The 15,979-nt window shown below is 58.9% G+C and carries 11 protein-coding genes; 10 read left to right on the plus strand and 1 reads right to left on the minus strand.

Going from position 1 to position 15,979, the window contains the following annotated elements; genetic code table 11:
- Both H8S56_RS10190 and H8S56_RS10195 read left to right on the plus strand, forming a co-directional pair.
- Window positions 1–1,081, plus strand: a 1,081-nt coding sequence (locus H8S56_RS10190) for a calcium-binding protein (protein ID WP_268946020.1), incomplete at its 5' end; no start/stop codon positions are given.
- A 477-nt stretch (window positions 1,082–1,558) separates the two neighbouring features.
- Complete coding sequence (locus H8S56_RS10195) at window positions 1,559–3,307, plus strand: flagellar hook-basal body complex protein (protein ID WP_187518564.1); 1,749 nt, start codon at window positions 1,559–1,561, stop codon at window positions 3,305–3,307.
- Here H8S56_RS10195 and H8S56_RS10200 read toward each other — a convergent pair whose 3' ends face one another.
- Window positions 3,308–3,499, minus strand: coding sequence for a hypothetical protein (locus tag H8S56_RS10200; RefSeq protein WP_187518565.1), 192 nt, complete (start codon window positions 3,497–3,499; stop codon window positions 3,308–3,310). It abuts the gene before it with no gap.
- Between the two features lie 283 nt (window positions 3,500–3,782).
- On the opposite strand from H8S56_RS10200, the gene H8S56_RS10205 reads away from it, so the two are divergent.
- The 8 genes from H8S56_RS10205 to H8S56_RS10240 all read left to right on the plus strand — a co-directional run bounded on the left by H8S56_RS10205 (window position 3,783) and on the right by H8S56_RS10240 (window position 15,899).
- On the plus strand, window positions 3,783–4,523 hold the full coding sequence (locus H8S56_RS10205) for a flagellar basal body rod protein FlgF (protein ID WP_024689535.1): 741 nt from the start codon (window positions 3,783–3,785) through the stop codon (window positions 4,521–4,523).
- 46 nt (window positions 4,524–4,569) lie between these two features.
- Window positions 4,570–5,358 (plus strand): flagellar basal-body rod protein FlgG, encoded by a 789-nt coding sequence (gene flgG / locus H8S56_RS10210; protein WP_187518566.1) that lies wholly within the window; start codon window positions 4,570–4,572, stop codon window positions 5,356–5,358.
- 84 nt (window positions 5,359–5,442) lie between these two features.
- Window positions 5,443–6,159 (plus strand): flagellar basal body L-ring protein FlgH, encoded by a 717-nt coding sequence (gene flgH, locus H8S56_RS10215; RefSeq protein ID WP_187518567.1) that lies wholly within the window; start codon window positions 5,443–5,445, stop codon window positions 6,157–6,159.
- A 13-nt stretch (window positions 6,160–6,172) separates the two neighbouring features.
- Complete coding sequence (locus H8S56_RS10220; protein ID WP_024689533.1) at window positions 6,173–7,282, plus strand: flagellar basal body P-ring protein FlgI; 1,110 nt, start codon at window positions 6,173–6,175, stop codon at window positions 7,280–7,282.
- Window positions 7,283–7,292: 10 nt separating this feature from the next.
- Window positions 7,293–8,528 carry a flagellar assembly peptidoglycan hydrolase FlgJ gene (gene flgJ / locus H8S56_RS10225; RefSeq protein ID WP_187518568.1) on the plus strand — a complete coding sequence of 412 codons (1,236 nt, stop codon included), beginning with the start codon at window positions 7,293–7,295 and terminating at the stop codon, window positions 8,526–8,528.
- Window positions 8,529–8,538: 10 nt separating this feature from the next.
- A complete protein-coding gene (gene flgK / locus H8S56_RS10230) occupies window positions 8,539–10,599 on the plus strand; it encodes a flagellar hook-associated protein FlgK (RefSeq protein WP_187518569.1) in 2,061 nt (686 codons plus the stop codon).
- A 13-nt stretch (window positions 10,600–10,612) separates the two neighbouring features.
- A complete protein-coding gene (locus tag H8S56_RS10235; RefSeq protein ID WP_024689530.1) occupies window positions 10,613–12,226 on the plus strand; it encodes a flagellar hook-associated protein 3 in 1,614 nt (537 codons plus the stop codon).
- Between the two features lie 91 nt (window positions 12,227–12,317).
- Window positions 12,318–15,899: a glycosyltransferase gene (locus H8S56_RS10240; RefSeq protein WP_187518570.1), complete on the plus strand. Its 3,582-nt coding sequence runs from the start codon at window positions 12,318–12,320 to the stop codon at window positions 15,897–15,899.
- Window positions 15,900–15,979 lie beyond the last annotated feature (80 nt).

Raw genomic sequence — 15,979 nt, forward strand, 5'->3', positions numbered from 1 at the left:
AGGATCGAATTTCAACGACATTTTCTATGGCGGTAGTTCGTCCATGATGCAGGATGGCGCGGGTGGCCAGGATTTGGTGACTTACGAACAGTCCGACAGTGCGGTGACGATCGATCTTATCAACGGCACCAACATCGGGGAGGCAGCCGGTCATACCTACGCCAACATTGAAATTCTTCGAGGCAGTAGTTTTAACGACACGCTGTCAGGCTCTCGTTTGACGGATACCTTCGTTGGGGGCGCCGGGGCAGATTTAATCGATGGCCGTGAAGGTCAGGACGGCGTCTGGTACATCACAAGCGCTGCAGGTGTCTCGATCAACTTGCAGTCCCAGGTCAATCAAGGCGGCGATGCCGAGGGTGATGTATTACTCAACATTGAGCGCGTCCTGGGCAGTCACTATAACGACGTTTTGGTCGGGAATACGGGCGCTAATTATCTGGAAGGCGGACTGGGCAATGACGTCATCGACGGCGGAGACGGCAATGATTACCTCTATGGCGGGCTGGTTTCGTCGATAGGACCTTTCACGCTTGATAGCCCGTCCAATGGGCCACAGGTAGACATTTTGTACGGCGGCAGTGGTAACGATACCCTTGTCACGGCTATTAGCGACGAGGGTAGTCAAGCCTTCGGTGAGGCCGGAAGTGACACTATCACTGTGGTACGTGGCATGGCTGATGGTGGTGAAGGCAACGACGTATTGACGGGCACAGGCGTGGGCTTTTCACTGTCGGGCGGTCAGGGAGATGACCGACTGATATTGCAGGCCAGCGGTTTCGCCAACGGTGGTGAGGGTGACGATATCTACACCATCAATACTTCAACTTTAGTGATGATTAAGGATGACGGCATCAGCCGCAGCGACAAATTGATTTTGTCATACATAAACAGTGGTGAGCTGCGGGCTGATCGCGTCGGTGATGACCTCTATCTGCATCGAAGTTACGTTACAGAATCGACGTCGCAAGAAGGTGTGTTACTCAAGGATTGGTATGCAGGTTACGCCACTATTGAACAGATCCAGACCGCTGATATGCAGCTTATCAGTCTGACGGGTGTTCAGGAGTATGCCATTTGATTTGCTTGCCTGAGCCGCTGGGGGGGTGTCTTTTGTCGCTTTGGATAGGTCGCCAAAGGAAAACACACTCCATGACGGTGACGCATTCATAATTTTTCTTGAGTAGTTCGCTATTGCCCGGGATTGCTTTATCCGGGCAATAGCGCTTTCAGTGTTGCATATTTCCGCTATTCAAAACTTTTTAATGCATATCCATGATTTGGGAATTATAAGCGTTCTAACGTTTTCCGAATGCGCAGCATCGGGCCTCAGATTGAAGTCTTGAGCATGTGGGTAATGAAGAGGTTTCGGTTTTCTGCAGTCGGTGAGTTAGGATCTGGTTTTCAATTTGCCTTTTTGTAACGGTAGGTTGTTGCGCTTTTTCTGGATTAACTTACTTGCAGATTCGTCCCTCAGGCTATATAGAAACTTCCTACACGCAATGATGTGAGAATCAAAACTCCTATTTGAAGTGCCGTTTACGGCAAGGGAGTACTCATGTCATTCAATATAGCGATCAGTGGTATTCACGCGGCAAACAAGCGCCTGGAGGTGGCTGGCAACAATATCGCCAACGCGGGCACCATCGGTTTCAAATCATCCCGTGCGCAATTTGCCGCGTTGTATTCTGCTGCTCATCTGGGCAGTGGGCAGCATGCCGTCGGTGACGGGGTTCGCCTGGCCAGGGTGCAGCAGAACTTCAATCAGGGTGACAGCGTGACCACGGCGGGCAATCCGCTGGACATGCGGATTCAGGGTAACGGCTTTTTTGTGGTCAGTGATCGTGGGTCGTTGGCTTATACCCGTGCCGGTGCCTTTATAAAGGACGCAGAGGACTTTGTGGTCGACAGCGAGGGCGGGCGGTTGCAGGGCTATGCTGCGAATGAACAGGGTGAAGTGATCAGCGGTATCCGTACGGACCTGAAGATCGATACGTCCAATGTTGCGCCCAAGGCAACGACGCGCATTGCCGAAACCATCAATCTGGATGCGTCGGCCCCATCGCTCGCGCAACTTCCGGTGTTCGATCCGGCTGACCCGACGACGTATACCCGGGTGGCGAGTCATACTGTTCAGGATCAGGGTGTGGGTTCGTTGCCGGGCGCTGATCATGAGCTCAAACAGTATTTCGTCAAGACCGACGCTAACCGATGGTCGATGCATGTATTGGTCGATGGGCGCAATCCGGTGGATCCGGCCAGCGTCACGCCGTTGCATGTTGCACTTGAGCAAAGACCGGACGGCACCCTGACTTACCACGGCAGTAACCAGCATATTCACAAGGTATCCGACAGCGAGTTTTCCCTGCTCGGCTGGCGCCCTGCGACGCAGGTCAATGGCGAATGGGTGAGCAGTGATGCGGCGGGTGCCGCAGCGGTTTCTCTGCCTTTGACCGATGGCTCCGCCAACATGCTCGATCCGGATGATGCTGTGATGGCGCGTCCTGTTCCGGCGTTCCGCGTTTCAGATGTGAAGACATACACGCGTGCCTTCGATACGCCCATCCATGACAGCCAAGGCAATCGGCACCAACTGACGCAGTATTTCGTTAAAGAGGGGACCAACAACTGGCGCATGCATGTTCTGGTCGATGGGCGAAATCCGCAGAGGCCGGAATCCACGGATCCGTTGACCGCCACTGTGGTGTTCGGCTCTGACGGCTCGATACAGTCACTGGCGGGCTCGCCCGGCCTGAGCAGCGGCACTGGCAATAGCTTGCAGCTGGATGGGTGGGTGCCAGCGATGGCAACTGATCCTGGTACCCGACGCGAGAAATGGTTATCCAACGGGGCGGCAGGCAGCGCAAACGGCATCGCGATCGATTTCACCCAGTTACGTCAGCACAATGCTGCGTCCTCGCGCGTGTCGCAGCAGGTCGACGGGAATTCGGCGGGCGAGATGAGCAGTCTGGCGGTAGGTCGAGACGGCATCCTGCGCGCCGGATTCACCAATGGCATGAGCAAGAATATCGGTCAGGTCGTGCTGGCCTCGTTCGCCAATCCTCACGGCCTGCAGCCGCGCAGCGATACGCGCTGGGGTGAAACCGGCGAGTCGGGGGTGGCGGACTTTGACGAGCCAGGCGTAGGTACGCTGGGCAGTATCATCGGGGGAGCGCTGGAGGGCTCTAACGTCATTCTGGCCGATGAGCTGATTGCGCTGATTCAGGCGCAGACGGCCTATCAGGCCAACTCCAAGGCCATCTCGACAGAGGTGACGCTCATGCAGACGCTGATTCAGTCGACCTGATCAGATCGAACAGTCGGACTTGATGAAGTGCCCCTTCAATCGCGTCCAGCCTGGCCCCGGGCTGGTCTGGGCGCAGACGATCCGGCTGTCACCCTGCCATTTGTAGTAATGGGCGGGCGCGGCCTGGGCGATCAGGGCAAGCGTGGCCAGGCTGGCGGTGACAATGCCGAGGATGCAGGTACGAACAGGCATGTCGATTTCCGTGTGCGAAGGACGATGGCTGCAAGATTATCACTGCGCGTTGTTGTTCACGGTGTGCATGTGAAGTTTTTTTGGCGGTGTTCCCAGCCGCAAGCGGGTCAGGCGGCAGTCCGCCGCCGCTCTCGTCGATTCACGTCGCAAGCGCTGTCTCGCAGGTCGCCGTTTTTGCTGGCTAATCAGGCATTTGTATTGATCTGGCCAAGTTGGTTCAAAAATTGCTTTCTCCCTCTCAGAACAGCTACAGGCGGCAAGCGTCTGTCGGAGGAGGAAGACTGTGGACAAGTTGCTTTACGTCGCAATGAGCGGTGCATCCGAAAACGCGATAGCGCAAAAGGCTCATGCCAACAACCTGGCGAACGTTTCGACCAACGGCTTCATGCGCGACCTTGAACAGGCCCGCTCGATGCCCGTGTTTGGCGAGGTCATGCCGTCGCGTGCCTATGCCATGAGTGAGCGTCCGGGTACTGACTTCTCCGGCGGTGCCATGGTTGAAACCGGTCGCGAACTGGACATCGCCATCAAGGGCAATGGCTGGATCGCGGTCCAGACGCCCGACGGCGGTGAGGCTTATACCCGCAGCTCCGGCATGAATATCGACGCACTCGGCGTGTTGCGCGACGGCAGCGGTTTGCCGGTTATGGGCAACGGTGGTCCGATTGCCGTGCCGCCTCAACAGCAGATCGAGATTGGCGCTGACGGCACCATCAGTATTCGCTCGCTGGGTGAGAGCCCGCAGGTGATGGCTCAGGTTGACCGTATCAAGCTGGTCAATCCTGACCTGAACACCCTGGAAAAAGGCCCTGACGGTCTGATCCACACCAAGAGCGGCCAGCCTGCTGCGGTGGACGCGAACGTTCAGGTCGAGTCCGGTTTTCTGCAGGCCAGCAACGTAAACGCGGTTGAAGAGATGACGTCAGTACTGGCCTTGTCCCGCCAGTTCGAGCTGCACGTCAAGATGATGAAGACCGCTGAAGAAGACGATCAGTCGATGGCTCGCGTCTTGCAACTCGGCTAACCATTGACAGCTTGCGCCGACAATCCGGCGCTCGAGGAGAACACACATGCTTCCTGCACTATATGTCGCTAAAACCGGCCTTGCCGCTCAGGACACCAACCTGACCACGATCTCCAACAACCTGGCGAACGTGTCGACCACCGGTTTCAAAAGTGACCGTGCCGAATTTCAGGACCTGCTCTACCAGATCAAGCGTCAGCCAGGCGCGCAGTCCACGCAGGACAGCGAACTGCCTTCCGGCCTGCAACTGGGTACCGGTGTGCGCATCGTCGGCACGCAGAAGAACTTCACGGCGGGCAGCCTGCAGACCACCAACAACCCGCTGGACCTGGCGGTCAACGGTCGCGGTTTCTTCCAGGTGACCCAGCCTGACGGCACCATCTCCTACAGCCGCGACGGTACGTTCCACCTGGATGCCAACGGCCAGATCGTCACGGCCAACGGCTACGCGCTGGAGCCGGCAATCGTCGTTCCGCAGAATGCCCAGACGTTTACGGTTGGTCAGGACGGTACCGTGTCGGTGACCCTGGCAGGCGCAACCGCTACGCCACAAATAATCGGCAACATCCAGACCGCCGACTTCATCAACCCGGCTGGCCTGCAAGCCATCGGCGGAAACCTGTACCTGGAAACCGGTTCGAGCGGCGCGCCGCAGATCGGTACGCCTGGCCTGAACGGTCTGGGCCCGACGCTGCAGAACACCCTGGAAAACTCCAACGTGAGCACCGTAGAGGAGCTGGTCAACATGATCACCACTCAGCGCGCTTATGAGATGAACTCCAAGGTGATTTCGACGGCTGACCAGATGCTGCAGAACCTGACTCAGAATCTGTAAGCCCCTGACGTATTTGTTGTTGCACATGCTCAATCCGATGCGGCGCCTGATAAGCGTCTGTTACACCGCGAGGTTTCAAGTGTCATGAAACACCTAAGTGTTGTTCCGCGTTTTTCAGTGTTGATCGCTTCATTGTGCGGGATCGCTTTGCTGTCGGGCTGCGTGGCTCCGTCCGCCAAGCCCAATGACCCTTACTACGCGCCGGTGTTGCCGCGCACACCGATGTCGGCTGCCGCCAACAACGGTGCGATTTATCAGGCAGGTTTTGAGCAGAACCTCTATGGCGACCGCAAGGCGTTCCGTGTCGGCGACATCATCACCATCACGCTCTCGGAGCGTATGGCGGCGAGCAAGGCGGCCAGTTCGGCGTTGAAAAAAGACAGCACCAACAGCATCGGGCTGACCTCATTGTTCGGCTCGGGCCTGACCACCAACAACCCCATTGGCGGCAACGACTTGAGTCTGAACGCCGGTTACAACGGATCGCGTGCCAGTGATGGCAGCGGTCAGGCTGCTCAGAGCAACAGCCTCACCGGTTCCGTGACCGTGACCGTGGCCGACGTACTACCCAACGGCATTCTGGCGGTTCGCGGCGAGAAGTGGATGACGCTCAACACCGGTGATGAACTGGTCCGCATTGCAGGTCTGGTGCGCGCTGACGATATCGCGACCGACAACACGGTTTCCTCGACACGTATTGCTGATGCCCGTATCACCTATTCGGGGACCGGAGCCTTTGCCGATAGCAGCCAGCCTGGCTGGTTCGACAGGTTCTTCCTCAGCCCGTTGTTCCCTTTCTGATAGCGGGATAGACATGATCAAGCTCAAGCAATTGATAGCGGCAACCCTGTTGTTGTCCACCGCGTTCGGCGCTCACGCCGAGCGCTTGAAAGACATCGCCAGCATCTCCGGTGTGCGCGCCAACCAATTGATCGGTTACGGTCTGGTGGTGGGTCTGAACGGTACGGGCGACCAGACCACCCAGACGCCGTTCACGCTGCAGACTTTCAACAACATGCTGTCGCAGTTCGGCATCAAGGTGCCATCCGGTTCGGGCACTGTGCAGCTGAAAAACGTTGCAGCAGTTGCGGTGTACGCTGACCTGCCTGCGTTCGCCAAGCCAGGCCAGACCGTGGACATCACCGTGTCTTCGATCGGTAACTCCAAGAGCCTGCGTGGCGGTGCCTTGTTGATGACGCCGCTGAAAGGTGTCGACGGCAACGTTTATGCCATCGCTCAGGGCAACCTGGTGGTCGGCGGTTTCGACGCGGAAGGCCGAGACGGTTCCAAGATCACGGTAAACGTCCCGTCCTCGGGTCGTATTCCTGGCGGTGCGTCGGTTGAGCGTTCGGTGCCGAGCGGTTTCAATCAGGGCAACACACTGACCCTGAACCTAAACCGTTCCGACTTCACCACGGCCAAGCGTGTCGTTGACAAGATCAATGACCTGCTCGGCCCAGGCGTTGCTCAGGCACTGGACGGCGGTTCGGTGCGTGTCACCGCGCCGTTGGATCCGGGTCAGCGCGTTGACTACCTGTCGATACTGGAAAACCTGGAAGTCGATCCAGGCCAGACCGCCGCCAAGGTCATCATCAACTCGCGCACGGGCACCATCGTGATCGGTCAGAACGTGAAAGTGTCGCCCGCGGCCGTGACTCACGGCAGCCTGACGGTGACCATCACTGAAGATCCGATTGTCAGCCAGCCGGGCGCACTGTCCGGTGGCCAGACTGCTGTCGTTCCGCGTTCCAGGGTCAACGCCGAGCAGGAACTGCACCCGATGTTCAAGTTCGGTCCTGGCACCACGCTTGACGAGATCGTTCGCGCGGTCAACCAGGTCGGCGCTGCGCCGGGCGACCTGATGGCCATCCTTGAAGCACTCAAGCAGGCCGGCGCGTTGCAAGCCGACCTGATCGTGATCTGAGGGCTGGCACATGGACATGCTCAAGAGCGGAATTTCCAAGCCGGTTGATTCGGGTGCCTACACCGACGTCAATCGTCTGGCAGCGCTGAAACACGGCGACAAGGACAGTGTGGCCAACCAGAAAAAGGTTGCTCAGGAATTCGAGTCGCTGTTTGTCAGCCAGATGCTCAAGGCCATGCGCTCGGCCAACGAGGTGTTGGCCAAGGACAACCCGATGAATACTGCGGCAACGCGGCAGTATCAGGACATGTACGACCAGCAATTGGCCGTGACCCTGTCGACCCGTGGCAACGGCATCGGCCTGCAAGATGTGTTGATGCGTCAGTTGTCGAAGGACAAGGGCATTCAGCACGCGCCTGCCGATCAGGCAGCAGCACCTGCCGATACCGCTGCGACCGCCAAGACCGGTCTTGCGACCAGCGTTTATCAGCGTCCGCTTTGGGCCACGCGTTCGGCGGTAGCGGATCAGGCAGCAGCCGCTGCGTCGGCTTCCGGTGAGGGGCGTAATGACATGGCGTCGCTTAATTCGCGTCGTCTGTCGCTGCCGACCAAACTGACCGACAGGCTGCTGGCGGGTATCGTGCCGTCGGCCACGGCCAACGTTGCCAATAGCCCGATGCCGTCGCGTGCGGTTGCCAGCACCAGCGGCAAGAATGGCGACTGGACAATGGATCCCAACCTGGCACCTGCGCCGGAATATGTACGCACCATGGCCCAGCCGCCGCTGGCTCCGGCCAAGCGCGCGTTCAGCAACGCTGACCAGTTCGTCGAAACCATGTTGCCGCTCGCCAAGGAAGCCGCTGCACGCATTGGCGTCGATCCGGTGATGCTCGTCGCTCAGGCTGCGCTGGAGACTGGCTGGGGCAAATCCATCATGCGTCAGCAGGATGGCAGCAGCAGTCACAACCTGTTCGGGATCAAGGCCGCCGGGAGCTGGAAAGGCCCTGAGGCGCGGGCGATCACCAGCGAGTTCCGCGACGGCAAGATGGTCAAGGAAACGGCAGACTTCCGTTCCTACAATTCCTACGCCGACAGCTTCCACGACCTGGTCAGCCTGTTGCAGAACAACAATCGTTATAAAGAAGTGGTCAATTCGGCCGATAAACCGGAACAGTTTGTAAAAGAGTTGCAGAAGGCCGGATACGCAACAGACCCGGACTATGCCAGCAAGATTTCGCAGATTGCGAAGCAGATGAAGAGTTACCAGACGTACGCCGCAGCAACGGGCTCTTCCACGACTTTATAAGGTTTTAATCATGTCGCTGATTTCAATTGGGCTCTCAGGTATCAATGCCAGCAGTGCCGCGATCAACACCATCGGTAACAACACGGCTAACGTGGACACCGCGGGTTACTCGCGTCAGCAGGTCATGACCACGGCGTCGGCACAGATCAACATCGGTCTGGGGGTCGGCTACATCGGCACCGGTACCACGCTGTCCGACGTGCGTCGCATCTACAACAGCTACCTTGATGCCCAATTGCAAACCAGTACCGCGCTCAGTGCCGAGGCCAACGCTTATGCGGGGCAGGCGTCGAAGACCGACAAGCTGCTGTCCGACAACACCACCGGTGTTGCCGCGCAGATGGCTGACTTCTTCACCAAGATGCAGGCCATTGCCACCAACTCTACCCAGTCAGCCGAGCGTTCTGCGTTCCTGACCCAGGCGTCGGCGTTGAGTGCACGGTTCAATTCCGTGGCGTCGCAGTTGTCCTCGCAGAATGACAACGTCAACGCGCAACTCAATACCTACGCCACTCAGGTCAACGACCTGACGACCACCATTGCCAGCCTGAACAAGCAGATCACCCAGGCATCGGCGGGTAACACCAGCCCCAACTCGCTGCTGGACACGCGCAACGAAACGGTTCGCAAGCTCAACGAGCTGGTGGGCGTCAAGGTGGTCGAGAACAACGGCAACTACGACATCTATACCGGTTCCGGGCAGTCGCTGGTCAGCAACGCGACGTCTTACAAGATGTCCGCCACGCCGAGCAGCACCGACCCGCTGCAGTACAACGTGCAGATCACCTACGGCCAGACCCAGACCGACGTTACGTCAGTGCTTGAGCACGGCGCGATGGGCGGTTTGCTGAACTACCGTTCCGAGGTGCTGATCCCGTCGGCCAACGAACTGGGCCGTGTGGCCATGGTGCTGGCCGATCAGGTCAACAGCCAGATGAGCCAGGGCATCGACAGCAAGGGCAATTTTGGTTCCGGCCTGTACACCAGCATCAACAGCGCTGAAAACATTTCCCAGCGCAGCATCGGCAAGTCGACCAACCAGTCGGGCTCCGGCAATCTGGATGTCACGATTTCCGACACCAGCAAGCTGACCGCTGACGACTACGAAGTCACGTTCAGCGACGCGACCAATTTCACCGTGCGCCGCTTGCCCAATGGCGAAAGCGTGGGCACCGGTGTGTTGGGTAACACTCCGCCAGACCAGTTCGAAGGCTTCAGCCTGAGCCTCAATGGCAGCGCTATTTCTGCCAATGACGTGTTCAAGGTGTCCCCGACCCGCAACGGTGCCAGCGGTATCGCAGTGGCGTTGACCGACTCCAAGGACATTGCGGCCGCTGCACCGTTGACCGCAGCAGCCGGTGCCAGCAACTCGGGCACGGGCGGTTTTACTCAACCGGTGCTCAACACCAAATCCAACGTCTACGACAGCACCCAGACCGCCGACCTGCGCAACGCGATCAAAGATTCCACACCCATGAAGCTGGTGATGGGCGCGGTCGGCAGTGGCGGCGTTCAGAGCTATACGCTGGTCAGTGCAACCGGCGCTGCCGTTCTGGACCAGAATGGCAACGCGATAGGCGGCACGATCATTCAGGGGCAGAGCAACACGGTCAAACTGAGCATCGGCTATGACGACACCCGGACCACGCCGAGCACCAAAACCGCGTACGAAGTCCAGATGACGCTGTCGGGCACGCCCGTCGTCAACGACACCTTCAGCATCAGCCTGACCGGTGCCGGCTCTGCCGATAACCGCAACGCGCTGGCAGTGGTTGGCCTGCAGACCGCCAAGACCGTCGATGTCACCAATGGCAGCGTCGGCACCAGCCTGTCTGGCGCCTACGGGGATCTGGTGTCCACCATGGGCGCACGCTCCGCCCAGGCAAAAAGCGATGTGACCGCGACCACCGCAGTCGTCGAAACCAATAAGGCGGCGCGTGATGCCGTGTCGGGCGTGTCGCTGGATGAAGAAGCGGCCAACCTGATCAAGTACCAGCAGTATTACACCGCCTCTTCGCAGATCATCAAGGCGGCGCAAACCATTTTCAGCACGCTGATCAACAGTCTTTAAGGAGTCGTGAACCATGCGTATCTCAACTACACAGTTCTACGAGTCCACAGCTGCCAACTATCAGCGCAGCTACGCGAACGTGTCCAAAACCAGCGAAGAAGTATCCAGCGGTATCAAGCTCAATACCGCCAGTGACGACCCGGTGGGTGCTGCGCGCGTGTTGCAACTGGCTCAGCAGAATTCGATGTTGACCCAGTACGAGTCGAACATCGGCATTATCAACACCAGCGTCGTCAACTCCGAGACTGCACTGACCAGCATTGTCGATACCATGCAGGCAGCTCGCGAAGTGATTGTGTCCTCGGGCAACGGCGCTTACACCGATGCCGATCGTCTCGCCAAGGCGGGCGAGCTCAAGCAGTACCAGAGCCAGATTCTGGGCCTGATGAACAGTCAGGACTCCAATGGGCAGTACATTTTCGGCGGCTCAAAATCGTCGGCACCGCCCTACACGTCGAATGCCGACGGTTCCTACAGCTACAACGGTGACCAGACCAGCATCAATCTGGCTGTGGGCGATGGCCTGGTTCTGGCCAGTAACATCACCGGTTTTGAAGCGTTCGAGCAGGCGGTCAATACCACGCGCACGTCCTCGACCCTGCTGCCTCCGGCTGCAACGCCGACCGCGCCGGTCGTGGATGACGGCAAGGTAGGGTTGACCGGTGGTCTGGTGAAATCCACGGCCGCCTACAACGCCAATTATCAGGCGGGTGAGCCGTACACGTTATCGTTTCTGAGCGGTACGCAATTCAAGATCACCGACGCGACCGGTGCCGACGTGACCACCGAGGCGTCGTCAGCCGGCAAGTTCAGCTCCAGTTCGTTCGCCGATCAGACGTTCACGTTCCGTGGCGTCGAGCTGACCATGAACATCAACCTGACTGCCGCCGATACCACCGCGCCTTCATCGGCGGACACCGTTCTGGCGAACCGCGAATACCGTCTGGCCTCCACGCCGGACGCGATCACGACTGCCCGCAGTCCGGGCAATACGTCTGCTGCGGCGATCAGCAGCTCCGCCGTAGGCACGACGGCCGCTGACCTGACTGCGTTCAACACCACGTTCCCCAGTGGCGGCGCCATTCTGAAGTTCACCAGCTCGACTGATTACGAGCTGTACGCGACACCTTTGACCAGCAGCAGCAAGCCGGTGTCCACGGGCACCATGAGCGGCACCACGGCCAACGCTTCGGGCGTCAACTTCACCGTCAGCGGTACGCCGGATGCGGGTGATCAGTTTGTGGTCCAGTCCGGTACACGCCAGACTGAAAACATCCTGAACACCTTGTCGGCCGCCATCAAGGCGCTCTCGACACCCACCGATGGCAACCTTGTCGCCTCGCAAAAGCTGAACGCCTCGCTGACCTCGGCGCTGGGCAACCTGACCAGCAGCATCGACCAGGCGTCCACGGCGCGCTCCAATGGCGGCGCACGTCAGCTCGCGGCCACCGCGCAAGGCGTGACCAACGACCTGCTCAAGGGCAACAACACCACAGAGCAGGGCACGTACGTGAACGCTGACCTGGTCGAAGCCACGACCCGGCTGACACTGCAGAAAACCATGCTGGACGCCTCGCAGCAGGTCTTCATCCAGCTGTCCAGGCTGAATCTGTTCAGCCAGCTGTAATCGAACGGGCGTTGAGCATCCGCCGTCTTTTTTCAGCGGTGAGGAGCGGCAGCCGTCTGGCTGTCGCTCCGCCGCTCACGAGTTTGCAATAGTGAATCCAGCTCCCCTCGTCAGCCTCGTCATCCCTGCCTACAACCCCCGCTTTTTCCGTGCCGCTTTGCAGAGCGCGCTGGATCAGGTTTATGAAAACCTGGAGATCATCGTCTGCGACGACTGCCGTAACGATGACATCAAGGTAATTTTTGATGATCTGGTGCCAGCGTCCGATATCAGAGCGCGCTATGTGCGTAACCCTCAGCGGCTGGGTTTTCAGAGCAATATCCTCAACTGCCTGGAAGAAGCCCAGGGCGAATACATCAAGTTTCTGTGCGACGACGATCGCCTTTACACTCATTGCGTCAAGAACCAGGCGCGCGTGCTGCAGGACCTTGCTGACGTGCAGTTGGTGGTAAGCAGGCGTCATCTGGTAGACATCAACGACTATGTTCTGCCTGCGCGTCTGGAGAACATCGGGCTGGCGCCTTACGACGCGTTGTATAAAGGCGAAGACATGCTCGCCATTTTCGAGAGCGCGCCACGCAATAATCTGGGGGGGTTCAGTGGTGCGCTGATGCGTCGTGCTGAAGTGCTTGAATACCTGCCATCCATTGCACAGACCGGTCAGGGTTTTGTCGCCCTGCTGGATTTCACACTGTTCGTCTGTCTGTTGCGGCGCGGCAATCTGGTCGCGCTGCACAGTGTCGAAAACGTTGAGCGTTTGCACCCCGGCCGCCTCAGCAGTCAGCCTGATATGTATCAGAAGGCAACCATCGAGTGGGGCTGGCTCGAAGAAATGCTCAAGGCGCGCAGTGGCGAACAAGCCCCTGCGAAGGGCTGGGTGCGTTTCCTGCCACTGCGCAAGGCGTCAGAAGAGCCCCGCGAAGAGTGGGACGAGGTGGGGATTTACGGCATCACGGCCAATCGCCAAGGCGTGTTGCGCAGTCGGGTCGGGTCTGAAAGCCAAAGCTATGCCGAGCTTTATGCCGAGTGGTTGTCCTGCAGGCAGTTCTCCAGGCCGCAAAAAAAGCTTCTGGAACGACGCTTGGAAAGCTGGCCCCGGCAGCCGCGTATTGTCCCGGTGATCATCGACGCCGAGGGCGATGCCGAGCGCCTGGATGCCACGCTGCGCAGCATTGCCGAGCAGGACTACGCCGCCGAAGCCGTCGTTGTGCTGACCACCGCGACCAGCCTCAACGATCCGCAGGTGCTGCGTTTCGCCCTGCAAGCGGATTGGGCGCGGCAACTGAACGACGTGTTGCCCCTGCTGGAGCAGGCGGACTGGGTGTATCTGCTGCGCGCCGGTGACACTCTGACGTCTCCTGCCTTGCTGGTATTGGCGGAACGTATCGCCCACCTGCCGGGCGTATTGTGCGTGTACAGTGATGAGGGTGCCCGCGTTGACGATGAGCCGCAGGAGCCGGTCTTCAAGCCAGATTTCAATCTTGATCTGATGCGCGCCTACCCCTACGTCGGAAGAGCCCTGGCCTTCGAACGCAGCAACCTGTTGGCCATGGGCGGGTTCGACTCCACGCATGGCGAGCTGGCGCCCCATGACGTGATCTGGCGTCTGGTAGAAGGCGCTGGCCTGCAGACGATCGAGCACATCGCCGAGATTCAGGTCGAATCACGCCTTTCCTTCGCCCAGTGGCTGTCCTTGCCGGAAGTGATCGAGCGCAATGAGCCGCTTGTTTCGGCTCACCTCACGCGCATCGGCAGAGATCACGTCATTCATCATGACGAGATGCCGCTGCTCAATCGTATCGAATACCTGCACCCGGATCGCCCGGCCGTGTCAGTCATCATCACCACGCACGACCAGTTGGCTGCGCTGGAGCGTTGCGTCGACAGCCTGCTCAGCAAAACGACCTACCTGAACTACGAAGTGCTGATTGTCGACAACGCCAGCGAGACTGCCGAGGCGCGGGACTGGTTTGCGGCCATGAACCGGCTGGGCACCGACAAGTTGCGGATCATCACACTGCCTGAATTGGGGAGTGACGCGACGGCGCTGAACGTTGCCGCCGGTCAGGCGCGTGGTGATTACCTGGTCATGCTCAGCCCGCATACGGTCATCCTCCAGGCTGACTGGCTGGAGGCGCTGCTCAATCATGCCCAGCGCCCGGAAGTCGGTGTGGTCGGCCCGCGCATCATCAACCCCCAAGGCAACGTGTTGTATGCCGGCATGGTCATGGGGATGGAGGGGCTGGCCGGTAGGCCGTTCTACAATTATCCGGCAGGTGCCAGCAGCTACATGCAGCGTCTGCAACTGACGCAGAACTGGTCAGCGGTCATCGGCAACTGCCTGATGATTCGTAAGGAGGTGTTTGACAGCGTTGGCGCACTGGAGGCAACGACCTTCACCCAGGGCCTGCACGACCTGGATCTGTGCATGCGGGTCGGGCGCGAGGGCTATCTGATTGTCGGCACGCCAGACGCAAGCGTGGTACTGGCCGAGCCTGCGGCTGTCGAGCGTTCGAACGTGTCGCGCGACCTGCTGAAGGATGAGCAGAACGCGTTCTATCGCAAATGGCTGCCAAAAGTCGCGCTGGATCCGGCCTACAACCCTAACCAGAGTCTGCACGAGGGGCTCTCGTTTAACCTGGAGCCGGGTTTGCTGGAGGGATGGAACCCGTTTTGCTCCCGGCATCTTCCCTCCATCTTGGGGATGGTCGTCAACTCCTCGGCGGTGGGGCACTATCGTGTCAGCCAGCCGCTTATCGAGCTGATGGCCGCCGGACGTGTAGTGGGACAAGTGGCGTATCACACACCTACGGTGGTAGAGGTCGAGCGTCAATCTCCGGACGTCGTGGTTTTCCAGGGGCGTTACAGCGAAGCCAAAGTGCTCGACATCATTCAGGTGAAAAATTTCTCCAGCGCGATGCGGATCTTTGAGCTGGACGACTACATCGCCGACATTCCGCTGCTCAATGAGCATCGCCGCAACATGCCGGACAACATTGCGCAAATGCTGCGTAAAGGCGTTGGTCTGTGTGATCGTGTGGTGGTGTCGACCCACCCGCTGGCCCAGGCGCTGTCCAGCATGCACAGCGATATTCGGGTGGTGCCCAACATGCTGGCTCCGCATCTGTGGAGCAACCTGAAGAGCAAGCGTCGCACCTCCAGTAAACCGCGTGTCGGCTGGGGTGGTGGCACCAGTCACCGTGGGGATCTCGAGTTGATTGCCGATGTCGTGCGCGAACTGGCCGACGAAGTCGAATGGATATTTTTCGGCATGTGCCCCGATTTGCTCAGGCCATACATTCACGAGTTCCACTCTGCCGTGAGCTTGAATAGTTATCCCGCCAAGCTGGCCAGCCTGGATCTTGATCTGGCCCTGGCGCCGCTGGAATTTCATATTTTCAACGACTGCAAGAGCAACCTGCGGCTGCTTGAATACGGCGCGTGCGGCTATCCTGTGATCTGTTCGGACACCGAAGCCTACCGTGGGCACCTGCCTGCGACTCGCGTATTGACCAATCGCCCTGAAGAGTGGCTGCAGGCGATCCGCATGCATTTGTCCGACCCTAACGCCAGCTATCGCATGGGTGACGAGCTGCGCGAAACCGTGTTGCGCGATTTCATGTTGCGCGGGGACAATCTGCAATATTGGGCCAACGGCTGGCTGCCGGACTGACGTTGTCAGTGGATACGCTTGAGCTGAATCCGGGTCGGGATCGCTGGAGCTGCCATGTTCTGTTCTTGCTTCAACGCCGG

Source organism: Pseudomonas triticifolii (assembly GCF_014358015.1).
Taxonomy (GTDB): domain Bacteria; phylum Pseudomonadota; class Gammaproteobacteria; order Pseudomonadales; family Pseudomonadaceae; genus Aquipseudomonas; species Aquipseudomonas triticifolii.

Excerpts from the sequence above, each read along its gene's own strand:
- H8S56_RS10195 (WP_187518564.1), top strand. The coding sequence starts at position 1,559 with ATGTCATTCAATATAGCGATCAGTGGTATTCACGCGGCAAACAAGCGC.
- H8S56_RS10200 (WP_187518565.1), bottom strand. The coding sequence starts at position 3,499 with ATGCCTGTTCGTACCTGCATCCTCGGCATTGTCACCGCCAGCCTGGCC.
- flgG (WP_187518566.1), top strand. The coding sequence starts at position 4,570 with ATGCTTCCTGCACTATATGTCGCTAAAACCGGCCTTGCCGCTCAGGAC.
- flgH (WP_187518567.1), top strand. The coding sequence starts at position 5,443 with ATGAAACACCTAAGTGTTGTTCCGCGTTTTTCAGTGTTGATCGCTTCA.
- H8S56_RS10220 (WP_024689533.1), top strand. The coding sequence starts at position 6,173 with ATGATCAAGCTCAAGCAATTGATAGCGGCAACCCTGTTGTTGTCCACC.
- flgJ (WP_187518568.1), top strand. The coding sequence starts at position 7,293 with ATGGACATGCTCAAGAGCGGAATTTCCAAGCCGGTTGATTCGGGTGCC.
- flgK (WP_187518569.1), top strand. The coding sequence starts at position 8,539 with ATGTCGCTGATTTCAATTGGGCTCTCAGGTATCAATGCCAGCAGTGCC.
- H8S56_RS10235 (WP_024689530.1), top strand. The coding sequence starts at position 10,613 with ATGCGTATCTCAACTACACAGTTCTACGAGTCCACAGCTGCCAACTAT.